Below are 18,412 nucleotides of genomic sequence, written 5' to 3' on the forward strand. Positions count from 1 at the left end.
TGAACCGCCATTCACTCCATCAGGGCTGGACACCACGGCGCCCGCCTTGGACACTGGTCCAGGGCGGGCGCCTCGGTGGTCCGGCAGGTTGGCGGCTAGAACGAGCCGGTGGTGAACTGCCAGCTGCGGGAGGCGAGCGGGTTCCCTGCCAGGTCCTGGATGCCGGTGGCGCCACCGGTCAGCGTCACGGTGTACCGGGTCTTGGCGGCCAATGCTGCCTGGGGATCGAGGATCCACTGGTTGGTGGTGCCGTTGCGGTAGACGGTTGCCGCCACCACCGCCCCGGTGGAAGCGTTCTTCAGGGTGAAGGTGGCCGTACCAACCCCCTGGACCGTCTCGCTGAACGTGGCACTGACGTTGCTGCTCCTGCGGACCAGGAGGGCATTGCTGCCAGGGCTGTAGCTGGTGACCGTGGGCGCGGGGCCCGTGGTGAACGTCCAGCTGGTAGTGGTCAGCGGCGTACCCGCGGCATCCCGGATGGCCGAGGTACCGCCCACCAGGGTTGCGGTGTAGGTGGCATCTGCGGCCAGGTTTGCGGCCGGGTCAAGGGTGGCCGTCCTGGTGGTGTCGTTGTAGCTGACGGCCGCGGTGATGCTGCTGCCGGCCGCGTTCCGCAGCACGAAGGTTCCAGCGGAAACGCCCTGCACCGAGGTGCTGAAGGTGGCCGTCACGTTGGTGTCAACTGCCACCGCCGCTGCCTTCCCGGCGGGCGATACGGACGTGACGGTTGGTGCAGGGGCGGGGGCAGGTGCCGGAGCAGCTGCGTCGGTACCCGTGAACAGCAGGCGGTTCGGGGTTCCGGTGGTGGCCCCGCTGATCACTCCGGGCGTGGCGTTGGAGACCAGGGCGGCCGCTACCCCCGCCGGCGTCAGGGCCGGGTTCTGGGACAACAGGAGGGCCGCAGCCCCGGTCGTGTGCGGGGCTGCCATGGAGGTTCCGGACATGGATGCCGTGGCAGTGGTGGAGGTGTAGTAGTCGGAGGTGATGCCGACGCCGGGAGCGTAGAGGTCCACGCAGGATCCGAAGTTGGAGAACGATGCCTGTTTGTCGGCGGAGTCGCTGGCTGCCACCGTGACGGCCCCGGGAACCCGGGCGGGAGAGGTGGTGCAGGCGTCTGTGGCAGAGTTCCCGGCGGCAACCACGGTGGTGACGCCGTCGTCAAGGACGGCCTGGATGGCATTGTCCACCGTGCTGCTGGCGGCTCCGCCCAGGCTGAGGTTGGCCACGGCGGGGGTTCCTGCTGCGTGGTTGGCGGCGATCCAGTCCAGGCCCGCCACGACGTCGGAGTTGTATCCGGATCCGCTGCAGTCAAGCACCCTGACCGGCACCAGGGTGGCGCTCTTGGCCACGCCATAGGTGGAGCCTGCCACGGTTCCGGCCACGTGGGTGCCGTGTCCGTTGCAGTCGGTGGTTCCGTTGCCGTCCGCCACGGCGGTCCAGCCGGCGGCCACCCTGCCGCCGAAGTCGGTGTGTGAGGCCAGGATGCCGGTGTCCACCACGTAGGCGGTCACGCCGGCTCCGGCAGCGGTCCATGAGTAGGAACCCGAGAGAGGGAGCGCGCGCTGGTCGGCGCGGTCCAGGCCCCAAGGGGCGGGCTGCTCGGTCCCGGAGGCCTTGACGGGTGCATCGGGCTCCACGGACAGCACCTTTCCGGACTTGGCAAGGGCAGCCGCCTGGGCCGGGTTGGCGGTGACGACGGCGCCGCGGATGGCGTGCTCAAAGGTGCGGCCGACGGCGAGTCCCTGGCCGTGGAGTCCGGACACCTCCGCAGCGACATCGGTTCCGGGCGCGTACTGGACGATGTAGCGGCCGGTTGCGTTGCCGGCTCCGCCGGAACCTGCCGGGGAGGCAGGGGCGGCGACGGCTGGAAGGGACGCGGTGGAAAGGGCGACGGCGGAAAGCAGCGCCGCGAGGGCAGGCAGCAGGAAGGATCGGGTACGAATTTTGGGGTCCTCGTGGTGGCTGGGTGGCCGGTCCCTGGCTGGAGAATCCTCCCCCGCGGAACCGGACCAACGGTGGCTGTACCAAAAAGGATAGGAGCCGGAAGCGCATGGCTTCCGGCTCCTTGGATGATCCTGTGCCAACCCTTCGGGATTCCTGCGGGCCGGCGATTTTGCTGGTTTTAGCCGGCGCTGTTGGTTGCCGGCACGTGGTTCCGCCAGCTGTGCTCGGGTTCGAAACCCAGCAGGCGCCGCGCCTTGTCGATGGACAGCATCGTTTCGTGTTCGCCCAGGTCCTTGGTGACTTTGACGCCGGGGAAGACCTCTGCCGCCAGGCTGGCGCTTGGCCGGCTCATGACGGTATCGGCATTGGCAATGATGAAGGCTTCGAATCCCGGTTTGGCGTTCTCCAGAGCCCGCGCCACGGCCTGTGCACCGTCCCTGCCGTCGATGTAGCCCCAGAGGTTCCACTTCCGCAGGGTTGCGTCCTCGTCGAAGGAGGGGAACCGTGCATAGTCGGCCTCATCCATCACATTGGAGAACCGCAGGCCCGTGATGCTCAGCTCAGGATCCCATCGGGTCATTTCCACGGCCATCTGCTCCTCCAGCCGCTTCACCAGGGAGTAGGTGCTTTCCGGCCGGGGCGGGTATTCCTCGTCCACCGGAATGTAGGGCGGGTCAATGTCGAAGGGCAGCCCCAGGACGGTCTCGCTGGAGGCATACACCACCTTTTTGATGCCTGCGCGGCGCGCGGCCTGGAACACGTTGTAGGTGGAGAGCATATTGTTTTCGAACGTTGCTGCGTCCGGAAGGATGCCGGGGGCGGGAATGGCACCCAGGTGCACCACGGCGTCGAACCCATCATGCCGGTCATCAACGCCCAAGAGCGCGTCCACCACCTGGCCATAGTTGCGTAGGTCTACCACCAGCAGGCCCGGGCTGCGGTCACCCGCGCGGTCCAGGGTAAGGACCTGGTGGCCGTCGTCGGTGAGCCGGCGCACCACGTGCCGCCCCAGCTTTCCGTTTCCGCCTGTAACGGCAATTCTCATCAGTGTTTCCTTCTGTTCGAGTGCTTCTCCGTGCGGTGTTTCGGTCAGGACGGGGGACGCGGGGCTGCCAGGAACTGTTCGACGGCGGCGATTGCCAGGCCGGTAATCGTTCCCGGATCGCCGCTGCCGTTGACGGACACCAGGATGCCCCGGCCCGCGTACACCGAGACTACTTCATGCGTCTGCCGGCGGTAGAGGTCCAGCCGGCGGCGGAACACGTCGATGGTGTCATCCGTTCGGCCCTGTTCCGAGGCGCGGCGCTGCATCCGCTCCTCCAGTTCCGAATCCGGCGCCTGCAGCTCGATGACGGCGTCCAGCGCATGCCCCTGCGCCGCGAGCATGTTGTCGAGTTCCGTTGCCTGCGGTGGCGTCCGCGGATACCCGTCCAACAGGAAGCCGTGCCGGGCATCGCGTTCAAGGAGCCGGTCCTTCACGAGCGCGTTGGTGAGATGGTCCGGTACGAAGCGGCCGCCGTCCAGGTAGTCCGCGGCCTGGCTCCCCAGCTCCGTCTGCCGGCTGACGTTGCTCCGGAAGATGTCGCCGGTGGAAACGGCGGGCACTCCGAAGTGCCTGGCCAAGTGTTCTGCCTGGGTCCCTTTGCCGGAGCCTGGTGGGCCGATGATGAGGAGCCTGGTCATGTTCCTGCCCTTCCCCGAGGTGCTGCCCGCTTCATTGTGACCGGTACCCCCTTTCGGCGCCGGCAAACGGCGTCGCGGCCCCGGGTGGTTGTGGGCTTGGCGCCGCCCCGAATGTATATACTCTGGTTATCGGTTTAGCAGCAGGCCGTTGGAAAGTTCGTCGATCCAGCGACCATCACCGGCTCCCCGCCCAGTTGCGGGGCGTTTGTGTGTTGCAGGCTCGTTTTGACCTGAACGAATGGCACCAAGAACCGTGGCCAGCGAGTCAACAGCAAAAACCGATACATCCATAACAGAACACCTGCATGAATTGGTCCTCAACAGCTCCGACGTCGAGGACTTCTTAACGGAACTGGCGCAGGTGTCCGCCCGCAACCTCTCCGAGCCGGGCGATGAAATGCTATGTGCCATCACCCTGCTCCGGCAGCGGAAAACGGCGACAATCGCGAGCAGCAGCCAGGACGCCAAGTCGATCGGCCTGCTTGAGCACAAGTTTGCAGAGACCCCCAGCCTCACCGCAATCACCGCACAGGAGACTGTGCACGCGCCGAACCTTGCCGGGGACGAGCGCTGGCCGGAATACTCCTCGGCCGTCGTGGCCCAGGGTGTGCAATCGGTCGCGGCACTTCCCTTCCGGCTTGAGGGGGAAACCAAGGCTGCGCTGCTGCTGTACTCACGCCGGGCCCACCGCTTCGAAGGCCGTGTGCTGGCGTTCGCCGAGGATTTCGTCAGCCAGACTTCGCTGGCGCTCCGCCTTGCAGTCCGCTTTGCGCATTACAGCGAAACCGCTGCGAACCTCCGCGCCACACTGGAATCCCGCACGGTCATCGATATGGCGGTGGGAATCATCATGGCCCAGAACCGGTGCAGCCAGCAGGACGCGTTCGGCATCCTTAAGACGGCATCGAGCACCCGCAACACCAAGCTGCACGATGTGGCCGCTGCTGTGGTGAATGCCCTGGGCCAGGGGCCTGCGCGTACACATTACGACGGTTAGGTGGCCGGCACACGGCAACGTGTTCCGCCACAAGTAGACTAGTGCCAACTTTTCGCCGGGGGGCCTTAATGGAACAGCAGCGTGTTTGCCTTGTCGTGGAGGATGACGACGATATCCGGGAACTGATCACAATGGTCCTGTCCCGTGCCGGCTTCGAAGTGACAGCCGTGGGCACGGGGGCAGAGGGCATAGCCGCCGCTGCTGATCCCACCATCGCCCTGGTCACCCTGGACCTTGGCCTTCCGGACATGGACGGGCACGTAGTGGCCCGTGCCATCCGTGCCCTCAGCACCGCACCGCAGTTGTTCCTGACAGCCCGTTCCGAGAACGACGATTTGCTGGCCGGCATGGCATCAGGGGCTGACGGCTACCTCACCAAGCCGTTCCACCCAGGGGAACTGAAGGAGCTTGCCCGGCAGTTGGCGGCGGGACAACCCACGCCCAGGCACAACGCCCCGGCCGGGAACGGCAGTTAGGAAGAAGGGCGACGGCGGCGGGCAGCCGCCGTCGCCCTTCTTCCTTCAGTGCCTACTTGGAAAGGAAGCCGAGCAGCGCTTCGTTGACCTCTGCCGCATGGGTCCACAACATGCCGTGCGGCGCGCCCTCAATCTCGACGTACTCGGCGCTCGGCAGGGCCTTGGCGAACAGCCGCCCCGTGGAATCGATGGGCAGGATGTTGTCCGCGGTGCCGTGCACGATCAGCGCGGGAACATCGATCTTGGGGATGTCCTGGCGGAAGTCCGTGAGCCAGGTGGGCTGGGCGGCAACGGATGCCGTGGCGCCGGCGCTTGAAGCAAGGTTCCAGCTGGCGTTCACCGCTTCCTGGCTGAGGCGCGGGGTGCCCAGGAAGGTGTCCGAGTTGTAGAAGTTCTTGAAGAACTCGGTGAAGAAGGCGTAGCGGTCAGCAGTAACAGCTTCGTTGAGCCCGTCGAACACGTCCTGCGGGACGCCGTCGGGGTTATCGTCGGTCTTGAGCAGGAACGGTTCCAGCGAGCCCAGGAACGCGGCGCGGGCCACTCGGCCGGAGCCGTAGGTGCCAAGGTAGCGGCCCACCTCACCAGTCCCCATGGAGAAGCCCACCAGTACGACGTTGTTCAGGTCCAGGGTGGTGAGCAGGGTGTTGAGGTCCGCCGCGAAGGTGTCGTAGTCATAACCCTCTGTGGGCTTGCTGGATTTGCCGAAGCCGCGGCGGTCGTAGGTGATGACGCGGTAGCCCGCACCCAGGAGCGCCGCGGTCTGCTTCTCCCAGGAGGAGCCGTCCAGCGGGTAGCCGTGGATCAGCACCACGGGCTGGCCTGAGCCGTGGTCCTCGTAGTAGAGCTCGATGTCAGTGCTGTTCTCAGTACCTACGGTGATGAAAGCCATCGGGGCGTATTCCTTTCGAGACTGATCAGGGCGGCAGGCAGAGCGCCGCGCCAGTGCACCTCCTACTCTAGGGTGCGCGACTGCTCGGGAGCAGGCCCGAATTTCACGGCGGCGGTACGCCCAAAAGTGCCGCGGGAGCCAAAGGTGTGACACTATATGCGCATGAATGCAGATAAGAATGCTTGCTCCCTTGGCACGGACAGCCAATACGTGGAGCTGGCTGTGGAGGTTTTCGCCATGCTGGCGGACGCCACCAGGGTGCGGATCATCCTGGCGCTGCGTGACGGCGAGATGGCTGTAGGCGCGCTGGCGGAGGTGGTGGGCAAGTCCCCCGCGGCGGTCTCCCAGCACCTGGCCAAAATGCGCCTCGCCCGGATGGTTTCCACCCGGCAGGAAGGCACGCGGGTGCTGTACCGCCTGGAGAACGAGCACGCCCGCCAGTTGGTGGCCGACGCCATCTTCCAGGCCGAGCACGCCCTGGGCGGGGAACCCGCCCACCACCGCGTCCCTTCCCACACCGGCGCCCCCGTACACAGTGCAGAGAGGAGCGCCTCATGACCGGGCCGCACCCGGAGTCGACGCACACGCATAGCCATCCCCACGAGGACAGCCACGCCAGGCACGACCACGACCACGACCACGACCACGACCACGACCACGACCACGACCACGACCACGACCATCATCACCACTCCGGTTTCAAGGGCTGGCTGATCGAGCTGTTCGTCCCGCACACGCACGATGCTGCAGATTCGATTGACGATGCGATGGAGGCCAGCACCGAGGGCATCCGGGCGCTCAAGATCAGCATGTTCCTTCTGCTGGCCACCACGGTGCTGCAGTTTGTGGTGGTTCTGTTCAGCAGTTCGGTGGCCCTGCTGGCGGACACCATCCACAACTTTTCCGACGCTCTGACGGCAGTGCCCCTGTGGGTTGCCTTCATCCTGGGGCGCAGGGCCGCCACCCGCCGGTATACCTACGGCTACGGCAGGGCCGAGGATTTGGCCGGCCTGTTCATTGTTGCCGTGGTGGCCCTCTCGGCCGTCGTGGCCGGCTGGCAGTCGGTGGACCGTCTGATCAATCCCCAGCCGCTGCAGAACCTGGGCTGGGTCATCGCGGCAGGCCTGATCGGGTTTGCAGGAAACGAGGCCGTGGCGATCTATCGCATCCGGGTTGGCCGCAGGATCGGTTCCGCAGCGTTGGTTGCCGACGGCGTGCACGCCCGGACGGACGGCTTTACCTCGCTGGCCGTGGTGATCGGCGCCGTGGGAGTCATGCTCGGTTTTCCGTTGGCAGACCCGATCGTCGGGCTCGTCATCTCCGCCGCCATCATGGTGCTGCTGTGGGGCACGGTCCGCAGCATCGGGCGCCGGCTGATGGACGGGATCGAACCGGAACTGGTATCACGTGCCGAGGCCGCACTGGCGCGGACGCCGGGCGTGCTTTCAGTGCAGCACCTGCAGCTGCGCTGGTCCGGCCACCGGCTGCAGGGGTCGGCCCGCATCGAGCTGGCGGACACCGCGTTGTCGCAGGCGGAAGAGACCCTTCACCGCGCGGAGCACCAGCTCCGGCATGCGCTGCCCAAGCTGGACCATATGCTCCTGGCTCCGGGCACCCGGCGGTAACACAGGTAAATGCGGAAGTGACCCGGCGGGCAGGGCCGGCCGGGTCACTTCTGCATTCAGGGATTTTGGCTAGGCTTGTGCGGTCTTGCCCGGCAGTGCCAGCTTGAAGACCTTGGCCCAGGATGACCCCACCTGCTTCAGCAGCGGGCCGGTGGTGTACTTCAGGCCGTAGCGCTGGCAGATTTCGCGGACCCTTGGGGCCACCTCGGCGTACCGGTTGGACGGCAGGTCCGGGAAGAGGTGGTGCTCAATCTGGTGCGACAGGTTGCCGGTCATGAGGTGCATGAATTTGGAGCCCGAAATGTTGGCGGACCCGATCATCTGGCGGACATACCAGTCGCCGCGGGTCTCGCCGTCCACCATCTCTTCCGTGAAGGTGTCGGTGCCTTCCGGGAAGTGGCCGCAGAAGATGACGGCGTGGGCCCAGACGTTGCGGATGGCGTTGGCTGCGATGGTGCCGAACAGGGCCTGCTTCGCGGAGCCGGTCAGCATTGCCAGGGCGGGCGTGGCGGCGTAGTCCTTGGTGAACTGGGTGACCACCTTCTTGCCCAGCGCCTTCAGGTCCTTGAGCAGGGCTTCCTTGGACTTGGTGCCTTCCTTGTACTCGGTGAGTTCGAGGTCGTAGATGGCAATGCCCCACTCGAAGACCGGTGCCAGGATGGCGTTGAACAGCGGGTTGGCCAGGTTGATGGGCTTCCACGGCTGCTGCTCGTCCATGCGCAGGAGGTTGTATCCGACGTCATTGTCCTTGCCCACCACGTTGGTCCAGCGGTGGTGCAGGTCGTTGTGGGTGTGCTGCCAGGACCGCGACGGCGTGACGAAGTCCCATTCCCAGGTGGTGGAGTGGATGTCCGGGTCCCGCATCCAGTCCCACTGGCCGTGCAGGATGTTGTGGCCCAGCTCCATGTTTTCCAGGATCTTGGCAAGGCTCAGCAGCGTGGTGCCCGTGACCCAGGCGGCCTTGTTCTTTCCCACCAGCAGGGCGGCACGGCCGGAGAGTTCCAGGCCGCGCTGGATCTTGATCATGCGGCGGATGTAGGCGGCATCTTCCGCGCCCCGCTTGCCCAGGATCTCATCCCGGATGGCGTCGAGCTCGCGGCCCAGCTCCGCCACCTGTTCGTCGGTGAGGTGCGCGGCGGCGGGCGGCCGAACAGTGGGGCTTCCGGACTCGGCGAGCTTGCCGGGGCGTGTCCTCGATGAGCCGGCGCTGGCCCCTCCGGCGGCAGTGGTCTTTGTGGGTGAGATGACAGACATACGGTACTGCTCCTCAGATTTCGAGGTTGACGGGTCCGGCGGCTGCCGAGACACACGTTTGGATCAGTTGGCCGGGTTCGCCGTGGACTTCCCCGGTACGGAGGTCGCGGACCTGCCCGGCCAGGAGCGGCGTGAGGCAGCTGTGGCAGATGCCCATCCGGCAGCCGCTGGGCATCAGCACCCCGGCGTCCTCGCCGACGTCCAGGATGGGTGTGTCGCCGTCGGCCTCCACCTCCCGGTCGCTGGCTTCAAAGGTGACCAGGCCGCCGTCGTGCCCCACGGCGGCGTCGAAGCTGGTGTTGAAGCGTTCGATCATCAGGTTGCCGGCACTGCCGGCCACCGCCACGTCAGTGCCGGGCGCCCGCGTTGTCAGGGCTGCCCGCTGCCACAACGCTTCGGCGTCGTCCAGGAAGCTGTCCGGGCCGCAGGCATAGGCAGCCCGTTCCTTCCAGTCCGGGCAGATCTCGTCCAGCTCCTTGGTGCTGGAGAAGTCCATGCGGCCCTGCTCGCCGGTGTACCAGTGTGCCAGCCGGAAATTCGGGAACTGGTCGGCAAGCTCAGCCAGCTCCTCACGGAACAGGCTGTCATCCCGCGTGCGGGCTGAGTGGACCAGGACGACGTCGGCGTCCGGGCGCCGCGGCACGAGGGTGCGGATCATGGACATCACCGGGGTGATGCCGCTGCCCGCGGTAACCATCAGGAGGGGGCGCGGATGTTCCGGCAGGACGAAATCACCCTGCGGCGGGGCCAGGAACAGGACATCCCCGGGCTTGGTGGTGCGGACCAGGGTGCCGGAGACGGCACCGACGTCGGTCACGGTGATCGCCGGGTCCTTGCCGGCGGGTGCGCTGAGCGAGTAGGAGCGCCAGTGGCGGACACCGTCGAGTTCGACGCCGATGCGCGCCCACTGCCCTGCAAGGTGCGCCTTCCAGCCTCGTCCGGGGCGGAAGAAGATGGTGGCGGACTGGGCGGTCTCCTGGACCACCCGGGTGACCACGCCACGCAACTGCCGGGCCGAGTAGACCGGATTGAATAGCGAGAGGACGTCCTCGGGCGTCAAAGGGGTAGTGAGTACTGAAGCCGCCTGGGCCAGCTGTCGTAGCCGGATCATGCGTCAAAGCCTAAGGCGGCGCGAGCCATATTTCTCTCTCTCCGTCATATGACCGTTCAGCAGTCACACTAGTAGTAGGGCGCGAAGCCCCCACTACGCTCTTCAAGAGTAACGGTTGGGTCTCACTAATAGTTCCCAGCGTCCTATCGGCTCCATCCCAGGGCCGGGGCAACGTGCTCCGCGATGGTGCCCAGCAGCTTGGCGTTGAAATCCACGCCCAACTGGTTGGGGACGGTCAGCAGCAGGGTATCCGCCGCTTGTACCGCAGTGTCGGCAGCGAGCTGCTCCGCCAGGAGGTCCGGCGGCCCCACATAGCTCTTGCCGAAGCGGGCAGTGGTGCCGTCGATGACGCCCACTTGGTCCCGGCCGTCGCGGAGGGCACTGCCTGCGAAGTAGTAGTTGTCCTCTTCATCAACGATGGGCAGGACGCTGCGGCTGACCGAAACACGCGGGGCGTGGGGGTGTCCTGCCGCGGTCCATGCTTCCCTGAAAAGCTGGATCTGTTCGGCCTGGAGTTCATGGAAGGGAACGCCGGTGTCCTCGGTCAACAAGGTTGAGCTCATCAGGTTCATGCCCAGTTCCGCGGCCCAAACCGCGGTTTTCCTGGTGCCGGCACCCCACCAGATCCGTTCCGCCAGTCCCGGTGACTGCGGCTGGATGGGCAGGAGTCCGGTGGCACCACCGGCGTAGCGCGGATCGGCCTGGGCCATGCCGGCACCGGTGATGGCCTTGCGAAAGACATCAGTGTGGCGACGGGCCATGTCCGCATCGGTCTCCCCCGGCTGCGGACGGTAGCCAAAGACTGAGGCGCCTTCCAAGGCGGGCTCGGGTGAACCACGGCTGATGCCGAGCTGCAGCCTGCCGCCGCTGATCAGGTCCGCTGCCGCGGCCTCCTCCGCCATATACAACGGATTTTCGTAGCGCATGTCGATGACACCGGTGCCGATCTCGATCCGGCTGGTGCGGGCGGCGATGGCGGACAGGAGAGGGAACGGGGAGGCCTGCTGGCGGGCAAAGTGGTGGACACGGAAGAATGCGCCATCCACGCCCATCTCCTCAGCGGCAACCGCCAATTCAATTCCCTGGAGCAGGGCGTCCGCCGCTGTCCTGGTGCGGGAACCCTGGCCGGGGCCCCAGTGGCCGAATGAAAGGAATCCGATACGCTCCATACCTCCCCCAACTGCGCGGGCGGCGGCTGCATTCCCGGCTGGCATGACGGCTGCACGGGCTTACCGCTGATCTGCCGATCGCTGAAACATTTTGGCGGACAAGGCCGTGCTCCGCCTCCGCCGGAAGATGGAAGCCTCTCCGCTTGATTGGGGGGCCAAACGGAGAGGCTGGAACCAAAATAATAGGAAGCTTGCTTAGTTTCCAAATCGGCTGCCCGGCCGCGCCATTCCCGCACAGCTAAACTGGCCCGGTGATCAACAGTGAGCAGCCGTCCACCCCGGCGGTCCCGCCGTCGCGCGGAAAAATCGCCGAACGGCTGCTGCCCGGCGGCGAAGAACCGGACCCGCGCTTCACCCTTGCCAACGAACGCACCTTCCTGGCTTGGATCCGCACGTCCCTTGCGCTGCTGGCGGGCGGCATCGCGATCGAGGCGTTCACTTCGGGCCTCTTCGTTGAACCTGTCCGCAAAGGCCTGGCGGTCCTTTTGCTGCTGCTGGGCATGATGCTCAGCGGCGGGGCCGCCGTGCGCTGGCTCCGGGTGGAACGGAGCATGCGCAACAAAGCCCCGCTGCCGCTGCCGCTCTTTGTGCCCCTCCTGGCCGGGGCAGGCGCACTGGCCGCCGCCGTCGTACTGGTCTTTATCCTCTGGCGCTGATTCCGTGCCGTCCCCCGCACCCATCCCCCATGGCGATCCCGGGCTCCAGCCCGAACGGACAGCCCTCGCGTGGGGCCGGACCATGCTGGCGCTGGTGACGGCGAGCGCCTTCTTCCTGCGCTGGCTTCCCACGTACGGGGCGCCCATCCTGATGCTGCCGATGGTTTCCGGCGGCGCCGCGCTTGCCATCTACCTCACCCAGCGCCGCCGCTACCGGAAGAGGTCCCACGGGCTGGCCGGCGAGAGCATCGAGGCGGACCTGCCGGCGGTGCTGTGGACGGCGTTGGCCGGAGTCGCCCTGGGAGTGCTGGGCATCGCAGTGGTCCTGGTCAGTTGAAGGTGCCGGCCACCGGCTGATGCTCCTAGAACATCGGCAGGACGAAGCCGGCCAACAATGCCACCGAGCCGATAGCGGTCAGGCAGCGGCCAAGGACCGACGCCGTCCGGCCTGCTTCCTCAGGCTGGGTGATCTGCCACTGAGTTGGCCGTTTGGGGTGGTAGTAGATGGGCAGGGTGTCGCCCACAGCCATGTCCCTGATGTCGTACGGGGACATGGGGGCGTTGTGCACCTGGTGTTTCCGGTCGAACCAGCGGAACCCCACCCCGGTGGAATCGGAGTACACCACCGCCTCGGCCACGTCCCAGGGGTGTACGTAGCGGCGGAGGAAGCCGGTATAGAAGAGCAGGCCCAGCCCGGCGGGCAGGCACAACCAAGTGAGGACCTCCAGGATGGGACCTGCCATATCCAGCGCAGTGGGCATGAAATTGATGGTACAGCGCGGGGACTGGTGGCTTCAGCACCAGGTACGTACGCTGAAGGGGACCGGACCGGAGTAAGGGGAAACCATGAATGATCAGGATATTTTGACGCACATCCAGGCCCTGGTGGAGGAGGAGCACTCGCTGCGGGAAGGTTCAGAAGGCGGCCAGCCGGACCCGGCACGGCTAAAGCACGTGGAAGAGAGCCTGGACCAGTGCTGGGACCTGCTGCGCCAGCGCCGCGCCAAGAAGGAGTCCGGCGAGAACCCGGACGACGCCGAGGCCCGCCCCATCAGCGAGGTTGAGGGTTACCGGCAGTAAGTCCGCCGCACTGAGTCAACCTGGGTGTCCGGGCCGCTTGGCCCGGACACCTGTTTCCGTCACCAACAGATTGAGCCTTTCCATGCGTATCGCAGTAGCGCAGATCATCAGCGGCGCAGACACCGCCGCCAACCTTGAACTGGTGTGGGACTACGCCGCCCAGGCAAAGAACGCGGGTGCGCAATTGGTGGTCTTCCCGGAGGCGACCATGCGTGCCTTCGGCCACTCCCTGAAAGGCATCGCCGAGCCCCTCGACGGGCCGTGGGCCAGCGAGGTCCGCAGGATGGCGCGGGAGCTGGAGATCACGGTCGTGGCCGGCATGTTCACCCCGGGCCAGGACGGCCGCGTCCGCAACACGCTGCTGGTCACCGGTCCCGGGGTGGAGGCCTCCTACGACAAGGTCCACCTTTTCGACGCCTTCGGCTTCACCGAGTCAAAGACAGTTGATGCGGGGGAAGCGCCGGTGACCTTCGAGCTGGACGGGACGGTCTTCGGCCTGGCCACGTGCTACGACGTCCGCTTTCCCGGCCTGTTCACGGCCAACGCCAATGCAGGCGCCCAGGTGAATATTGTGTGCGCTTCCTGGGGCGCGGGTCCGGGCAAGGCTGAACAGTGGGACCTGCTGGTGCGCGCCCGTGCGCTGGACAGCACCACCTTCGTGGTTGCGTGCGGCCAGGGCGACCCCGAAGCCATCGGCGCGGGTCCGGCCGGAGCAGCGCCCACCGGCATCGGGCACAGCGCGGTGGTCACTCCCCTGGGCAAGGCCGTGGTGGCCTTGGGCGGGAAGCCCGAACTCGCCGTCGTCGATATCGATCCCTCAACAGTGGACGACGTTCGCGCCAAGCTGCCGGTCCTGGCCAACGCACGCAAGTTCTGATCCGGGTGAGGTGCCGTTCACGGCCCCGAAACAGAAGGCAAAAGAGCGTACGACGGCGGTCCTCACCTCAAGAGGCCCGTGCGCCCCGTCGTTTCGGGGAACTGAGGCCGTGTTCGCCTTTCGCGCCCGAACGCAGAGACCAGGCCGTTTACATTCCGGAAACATTGCCGACACGTGATCTTCACGCCCACGGGATTTGTGTAACGTGGGCGCAACTTTAAAGGGCATCAGCTGAAACACGCTGCACCAAAAATGGATCCCGGGGGAAATGCTCCGGGGCCCAATCGGGTCCCGCACCAAGATCACGTTGCGAAGGGACCCACCGGTGGAAATCACTGCCCAACACGTCTGGCTGATGATTTCAGCCGCAATGGTACTGCTGATGACCCCCGGGCTTGGCCTCTTCTACGGCGGCATGACCCGCGCCAAGGCTGCGCTCAACATGATCATGATGAGCTTCATCTCGGCAGGGATCGTTGGCGTTGTCTGGGTCCTCTGGGGTTACTCGATGACCACCGGCAACGGGATCCTTGGGCTGTTCGGCAACCCCTTCACCAGCTTCGGGCTGCAGAACCTGATGGGCTCCCCTGACCTGCTCAAGGCCGGCTACAGCGCCACGTTCGCCATCATTACCGTGGCCCTGATCAGCGGCGCCATCGCCGACCGGGCCAAGTTCAGCGCCTGGGCACTGTTTGTGCCGGTGTGGATCACGGTGATCTACTGCCCGCTTGCCTACATGATCTGGGGCGGCGGACTAATGAGTGCAGGCGGGGCGGTCACCCGGATCTTCGGCCAGGTCATCGACTTCGCCGGCGGCGCCGTCGTCGAAATCAGCTCAGGAACGGCAGCCCTGGTACTCGCCGTCATCGTGGGACAGCGCCACGGCTTCGCCAAGGACCCGAACCACCGCCCCCACAACATCCCCTTCATCATGCTGGGCGCGGCCATTCTCTGGTTTGGCTGGTTCGGCTTCAACGGCGGTGCGGCAACCAGCGCTGAGCAGGCCGGCCTCATCTGGATCAACACGCTGGTGGCCCCTTCGGCAGCCATGCTGAGCTGGCTGGTCACCGAGAAGATGCGCCACGGGCACCCCACGTCGCTTGGCGCCGCCTCCGGCGTTGTCGCCGGCCTGGTGGCCATCACACCTTCCTGTGCCAACATCAGCCCGGTGGCGGCAATCGGCCTGGGCCTGGTGGCGGGAGCCGCGTGCTGCGTGTTCGTGGACCTCAAATACCGCTTCGGCCTGGACGACTCGCTGGACGTGGTGGGCGTCCACCTCGGCGCCGGCCTGATCGGCACCCTGTCACTCGGCTTCATCGCCCTCCCCGTGGACGGCCTGGGCGGTGGACTCTTCTACGGCGGCGGCGTCCAGCAGCTCATCGCCCAGACAGCCGCCGTCGTGATCACCCTGCTCCTGTCCGGCATCGGCACCGCGGTCATTGCCCGGATCATCAACAAGACCGTGGGCTTCCGCGTCAGCCACGAGGCCGAAGCCGCCGGCGTGGACCTGTCCGAGCACGCCGAGACCGCCTACGCCTTCGGCGAGATGGGTTCCGGCTTCAGCAGCCTGGGCCACATGCTGAGCCACCACCACGGAACTGCTCCTGCCGCCGTCCCCGTGGAACGGCTCGCCAAGGAAGATTCCTTCGCGTAGCAGCTAGTCCGCAAGGATCTTGTAGAGCGCGCGCCGCGTTTCATCCATCTTCTCGATGGCGGCAGCCCGCTGTTCCTCTGACACTCCACTGCGGAACTGGTGGATGGCACCCATCAGCTTGCCAATGCTCTGGTGGAAGTCCCGGTCCGCACTGTCCGGTTCAGCGTTCCAGGCGTTTTCCATTTCCTCTGCGTGCTCCGCCACGTAGGCCTTGCCGGCATCGGTGAGGGAAAACTCGGTCCCGCGGCCTTCACTGAGGGCCGCGATCAAGCCTTCGTCCACCAGTTGCTGCAGGGTGGGGTAGATGGATCCGGGGCTGGGCCGCCACATGCCGCCGGTCTTTGCGGCGATGGTCTTGATCAGTCCGTAACCATTCGAGGGGGCGTCTGCCAGCAGCGAGAGGATCGCGGCGCGGACATCACCCCGGTTGGCCCGCTGGCCGCCCCGTCCGAAACCGGGGCCGAACCCAGGGCCAAAACCCGGACCAAAGCCCGGCCCGAAACCGGGACCAAATCCCGGCCCGAACCCCGGACCCCTGTGCCCGTGCGGACCTTTATGGCCCCTTCCCCGCTCGAAGCGGCCCCGGCCGAATCCAGGGCCGGGATTTTTGTCGTCAAATATGCCGTTCATGGTGGCATCGTCCTTTCATTGATAGGTAGTCGCTTTGGCGTCAGCGATAGTTAAAAGATATATCGGTAACTATCGCCCGTCAACGCTTTGACGTGACCAAATCCTGACCTTTCCGCACCTGTTTCCGCCTCGTGCAGGAGCGTATTCTGGTCCCACCTTCGAGGGCGAGGGCAGGGGAATGGCGAAGCAGCGGAAGCCTAGGCGCAGGCGCGGTTTGAACGCCACAATGGGTAGGATCCTGGGGTTCCTGGCCGCAAGTGTTATGTGCGGCGTCCTGGTGGCAAGTCTGGTGGTCCCTGCCGTCGCCGCCGCGGGGATGGGGGTCAGTTCCTCCATAGACTTCTTCGAAAAGCTGCCGTCGGACCTCACAGTGCAGCCGCCGTCGCAGGCCACGAAGGTCCTGACTGCCGACGGGCAGCAAATTGCCACGTTCTACGCCGAAAACCGGGTGCAGGTGCCGCTGGACCAGATGTCACCCTTCATCAAGGACGGCATCATCGCGATCGAGGACAGCCGGTTCTATGAGCACGCCGGCGTGGATCCGCAGGGGATACTGCGGGCGCTGGTTTCCAACCTGACCAGAGGCGGCGAGCAGGGCGCATCCACCATCACCCAGCAGTACGTGACCAATGTCCTTAATGAGGCGCAACTCTCCCAGGACCGGCCGGACGCGGTGGTCCTGAACGGGCAAAAGAACCTCGGCGACAAGCTGCGGGAAATGAAGCTTGCCATCACCTTGGAAAAGAAATACTCCAAGGACCAGATCCTTGAGGGCTACCTCAACATCGTGTTCTTCAGCAACAACGCGTACGGCATCGAAGCCGCAGCCCGCCGCCTCTTCAGCACCACTGCGAAGGACCTCACCCTCCCCCAGGCAGCCCTGCTGGCCGGGGTGGTCAACAGCCCCACCCTCTACAACCCGGCCACCAACCCGGCCAAGTCGATCGTGCGGCGGAACCAGGTCCTGGACGAGATGCTGCGGCTGGGGAAGATCTCCCGGACCCAGCACGATGAAGCCGTGGCCACGCCCATCCAGCTGAAGATCAGCCCCCAACAGCAGGGCTGTGCCAATGCCACCATGGCCCCGTACTTCTGCGACTACATCTCCCACCTGATCCTGAACAATCCCGCTTATGGCCCAACGGAAGCTGAACGTGAGCGGCGGCTCTTCCGGGGCGGCCTGACCATCGTCACTACCCTGGACAGCCGGCTCCAGGCTGCCGCCCAGGCCCAGGTGGACGGGACCGCGGGGGCTAACCCGGACCACTGGGCAGCGTCGCTGGTGAGCATCCAACCCGGCAGCGGCAAGATCCTGGCCATGGCCCAAAACACGGTGTTCCTTCCCCAGCCCGGCAAGTTCGATACCAACCTCAACTTCAATGTGGATGCCCGGGACGCGCAGGGGAACGACCTGAATGGTGCCGGGGGGTTCCAGCCGGGATCCACCATGAAGCCCTTCACGTTCGCCGAGTGGCTGAACGAGGGCAAGACGCTCACGGCCGAAGTGGACGCTTCACGCCGGGTTTATCCACTTGGGTTCCCTTGGAGGGACAGCTGCGGAAAGGTGCTTGGGGCCTACAGCACGGCCCAGGCGAACCCGGCCCTTGGCGCGGCCGATGACCTGCAAAATGCCGAAGACGGGTTTTACCGGCCCATGCCCGTGAACTACGGCCTCTACAACTCGATCAACACCGCCACCTTCGCCTCAGCTTCCCAGCTGGATTTCTGCGGCATCCAGAAGATGGTGGATGCGGTTGGCCTGCACAGCGGCCTGGATAGTTCCCCCGTCAACATGCACCAGCTGGGCAATCTGCTCGGCGGCACAGGCGTCGCTCCCCTGACCCTGGCCAACGCCTTTGCCACCTTCGCCACGGACGGCCGGTTCTGCGCCACCATGGCACTGGTTGAGATTAAGGATGCCGCTGGTGCCAAACTGCCTGCCCAAGCCCCGGATTGCCACGACGCCGTCAAACCGGATGTGGCCCGCGGGGTCAACTCTGTTCTGCAGGACGTTTTGAAGAAGGGCTCAGGCGTCTGGATCAACCCCAAAGTGCAGGACAAGCTTCCCACCGCTGCCAAGACCGGTACCTCCAACAACAACGGGTCCACGTGGGTGGTGGGATACACCACCGGCCTGGTGACCGCTTCCTTCTTCGGCGATGCACTGGAAGGACAGAAACGTGCAGGCCAGAACGTGACCATCAACGGCACCTTCTACCCGCGCCTGGACGGCTACATGATTGCGGGCCCGCAGTGGGCCAACTACATGCTCAAGGTGGCACCGCTCTATCCGGCAGGCCCGTTCGCACCACCTTCCCCTTCGATGATCGGTCCGAACCCGAATTACAAGCCATAGGTTGGGACGCG

General features: G+C 65.6%; 19 protein-coding genes. 10 read left to right on the top strand and 9 right to left on the bottom strand.

The annotated features are described in order from the left end of the window. Window positions 1–95: 95 nt before the first annotated feature. Genes LFT46_RS17285 through LFT46_RS17295 form a run of 3 tightly spaced genes read right to left on the bottom strand, consistent with a single transcriptional unit; the run spans window position 96 to window position 3,627 of the window. Window positions 96–2,084, bottom strand: coding sequence for a S8 family serine peptidase (locus LFT46_RS17285; RefSeq protein ID WP_236820484.1), 1,989 nt, complete (start codon window positions 2,082–2,084; stop codon window positions 96–98). A gap of 38 nt (window positions 2,085–2,122) precedes the next feature. Continuing rightward, window positions 2,123–2,989, bottom strand: a complete 867-nt coding sequence (locus LFT46_RS17290) for an NAD-dependent epimerase/dehydratase family protein (RefSeq protein ID WP_236820485.1) — start codon at window positions 2,987–2,989, stop codon at window positions 2,123–2,125. A 44-nt stretch (window positions 2,990–3,033) separates the two neighbouring features. Further along, window positions 3,034–3,627: an adenylate kinase gene (locus LFT46_RS17295; protein WP_236799649.1), complete on the bottom strand. Its 594-nt coding sequence runs from the start codon at window positions 3,625–3,627 to the stop codon at window positions 3,034–3,036. Between the two features lie 253 nt (window positions 3,628–3,880). Between LFT46_RS17295 and LFT46_RS17300 the strand changes: the two genes are divergently transcribed. Then, window positions 3,881–4,624 carry a GAF and ANTAR domain-containing protein gene (locus tag LFT46_RS17300; protein ID WP_236802943.1) on the top strand — a complete coding sequence of 248 codons (744 nt, stop codon included), beginning with the start codon at window positions 3,881–3,883 and terminating at the stop codon, window positions 4,622–4,624. Window positions 4,625–4,692: 68 nt separating this feature from the next. Beyond that, entirely contained in the window at window positions 4,693–5,100 is a 408-nt protein-coding gene (locus tag LFT46_RS17305; RefSeq protein WP_236799650.1) for a response regulator transcription factor, read from the top strand. Window positions 5,101–5,152: 52 nt separating this feature from the next. Here the strand turns inward: LFT46_RS17305 and LFT46_RS17310 are convergent, their stop codons facing one another. Next, the gene (locus LFT46_RS17310) at window positions 5,153–5,989 is read right to left on the bottom strand and encodes an alpha/beta fold hydrolase (protein WP_236799651.1); all 837 of its coding nucleotides are present in this window, start codon (window positions 5,987–5,989) and stop codon (window positions 5,153–5,155) included. 162 nt (window positions 5,990–6,151) lie between these two features. On the opposite strand from LFT46_RS17310, the gene LFT46_RS17315 reads away from it, so the two are divergent. Beyond that, a complete protein-coding gene (locus tag LFT46_RS17315) occupies window positions 6,152–6,547 on the top strand; it encodes an ArsR/SmtB family transcription factor (protein WP_236799652.1) in 396 nt (131 codons plus the stop codon). Beyond that, window positions 6,544–7,614 carry a cation diffusion facilitator family transporter gene (locus LFT46_RS17320; protein ID WP_236820486.1) on the top strand — a complete coding sequence of 357 codons (1,071 nt, stop codon included), beginning with the start codon at window positions 6,544–6,546 and terminating at the stop codon, window positions 7,612–7,614. The genes LFT46_RS17315 and LFT46_RS17320 overlap by 4 nt, the downstream gene beginning before the upstream one ends. A gap of 69 nt (window positions 7,615–7,683) precedes the next feature. Here LFT46_RS17320 and LFT46_RS17325 read toward each other — a convergent pair whose 3' ends face one another. The 3 genes from LFT46_RS17325 to LFT46_RS17335 form a co-directional block, all read right to left on the bottom strand. Then, on the bottom strand, window positions 7,684–8,868 hold the full coding sequence (locus LFT46_RS17325) for a fatty acid desaturase family protein (protein WP_236799654.1): 1,185 nt from the start codon (window positions 8,866–8,868) through the stop codon (window positions 7,684–7,686). 13 nt (window positions 8,869–8,881) lie between these two features. After that, entirely contained in the window at window positions 8,882–9,979 is a 1,098-nt protein-coding gene (locus tag LFT46_RS17330; protein ID WP_236799655.1) for a ferredoxin reductase, read from the bottom strand. Window positions 9,980–10,122: 143 nt separating this feature from the next. Then, a complete protein-coding gene (locus tag LFT46_RS17335) occupies window positions 10,123–11,148 on the bottom strand; it encodes an LLM class flavin-dependent oxidoreductase (RefSeq protein WP_236799656.1) in 1,026 nt (341 codons plus the stop codon). A 251-nt stretch (window positions 11,149–11,399) separates the two neighbouring features. On the opposite strand from LFT46_RS17335, the gene LFT46_RS17340 reads away from it, so the two are divergent. After that, window positions 11,400–11,804, top strand: a complete 405-nt coding sequence (locus tag LFT46_RS17340) for a YidH family protein (RefSeq protein WP_236799657.1) — start codon at window positions 11,400–11,402, stop codon at window positions 11,802–11,804. Between the two features lie 4 nt (window positions 11,805–11,808). Beyond that, window positions 11,809–12,141, top strand: coding sequence for a DUF202 domain-containing protein (locus LFT46_RS17345; protein WP_236820487.1), 333 nt, complete (start codon window positions 11,809–11,811; stop codon window positions 12,139–12,141). A 25-nt stretch (window positions 12,142–12,166) separates the two neighbouring features. Here the strand turns inward: LFT46_RS17345 and LFT46_RS17350 are convergent, their stop codons facing one another. Then, window positions 12,167–12,565 carry a hypothetical protein gene (locus LFT46_RS17350; protein WP_236820488.1) on the bottom strand — a complete coding sequence of 133 codons (399 nt, stop codon included), beginning with the start codon at window positions 12,563–12,565 and terminating at the stop codon, window positions 12,167–12,169. A gap of 85 nt (window positions 12,566–12,650) precedes the next feature. Between LFT46_RS17350 and LFT46_RS17355 the strand changes: the two genes are divergently transcribed. The 3 genes from LFT46_RS17355 (at window position 12,651) to LFT46_RS17365 (ending at window position 15,415) form a co-directional block, all read left to right on the top strand. Further along, window positions 12,651–12,884, top strand: a complete 234-nt coding sequence (locus tag LFT46_RS17355; RefSeq protein ID WP_236799660.1) for a DUF2630 family protein — start codon at window positions 12,651–12,653, stop codon at window positions 12,882–12,884. Window positions 12,885–12,966: 82 nt separating this feature from the next. Beyond that, complete coding sequence (locus LFT46_RS17360) at window positions 12,967–13,761, top strand: carbon-nitrogen hydrolase family protein (protein WP_236799661.1); 795 nt, start codon at window positions 12,967–12,969, stop codon at window positions 13,759–13,761. A 325-nt stretch (window positions 13,762–14,086) separates the two neighbouring features. Further along, window positions 14,087–15,415, top strand: coding sequence for an ammonium transporter (locus LFT46_RS17365; protein WP_236799662.1), 1,329 nt, complete (start codon window positions 14,087–14,089; stop codon window positions 15,413–15,415). A gap of 3 nt (window positions 15,416–15,418) precedes the next feature. On the opposite strand, the gene LFT46_RS17370 is transcribed toward LFT46_RS17365, so the two are convergent. Then, the gene (locus LFT46_RS17370; RefSeq protein ID WP_236799663.1) at window positions 15,419–16,045 is read right to left on the bottom strand and encodes a PadR family transcriptional regulator; all 627 of its coding nucleotides are present in this window, start codon (window positions 16,043–16,045) and stop codon (window positions 15,419–15,421) included. 178 nt (window positions 16,046–16,223) lie between these two features. Between LFT46_RS17370 and LFT46_RS17375 the strand changes: the two genes are divergently transcribed. Continuing rightward, window positions 16,224–18,401, top strand: a complete 2,178-nt coding sequence (locus tag LFT46_RS17375) for a transglycosylase domain-containing protein (protein WP_236799664.1) — start codon at window positions 16,224–16,226, stop codon at window positions 18,399–18,401. The last annotated feature ends 11 nt before the right edge of the window (window positions 18,402–18,412 follow it).

This window comes from Arthrobacter sp. FW306-07-I (assembly GCF_021800405.1).
Lineage (GTDB): Bacteria > Actinomycetota > Actinomycetes > Actinomycetales > Micrococcaceae > Arthrobacter.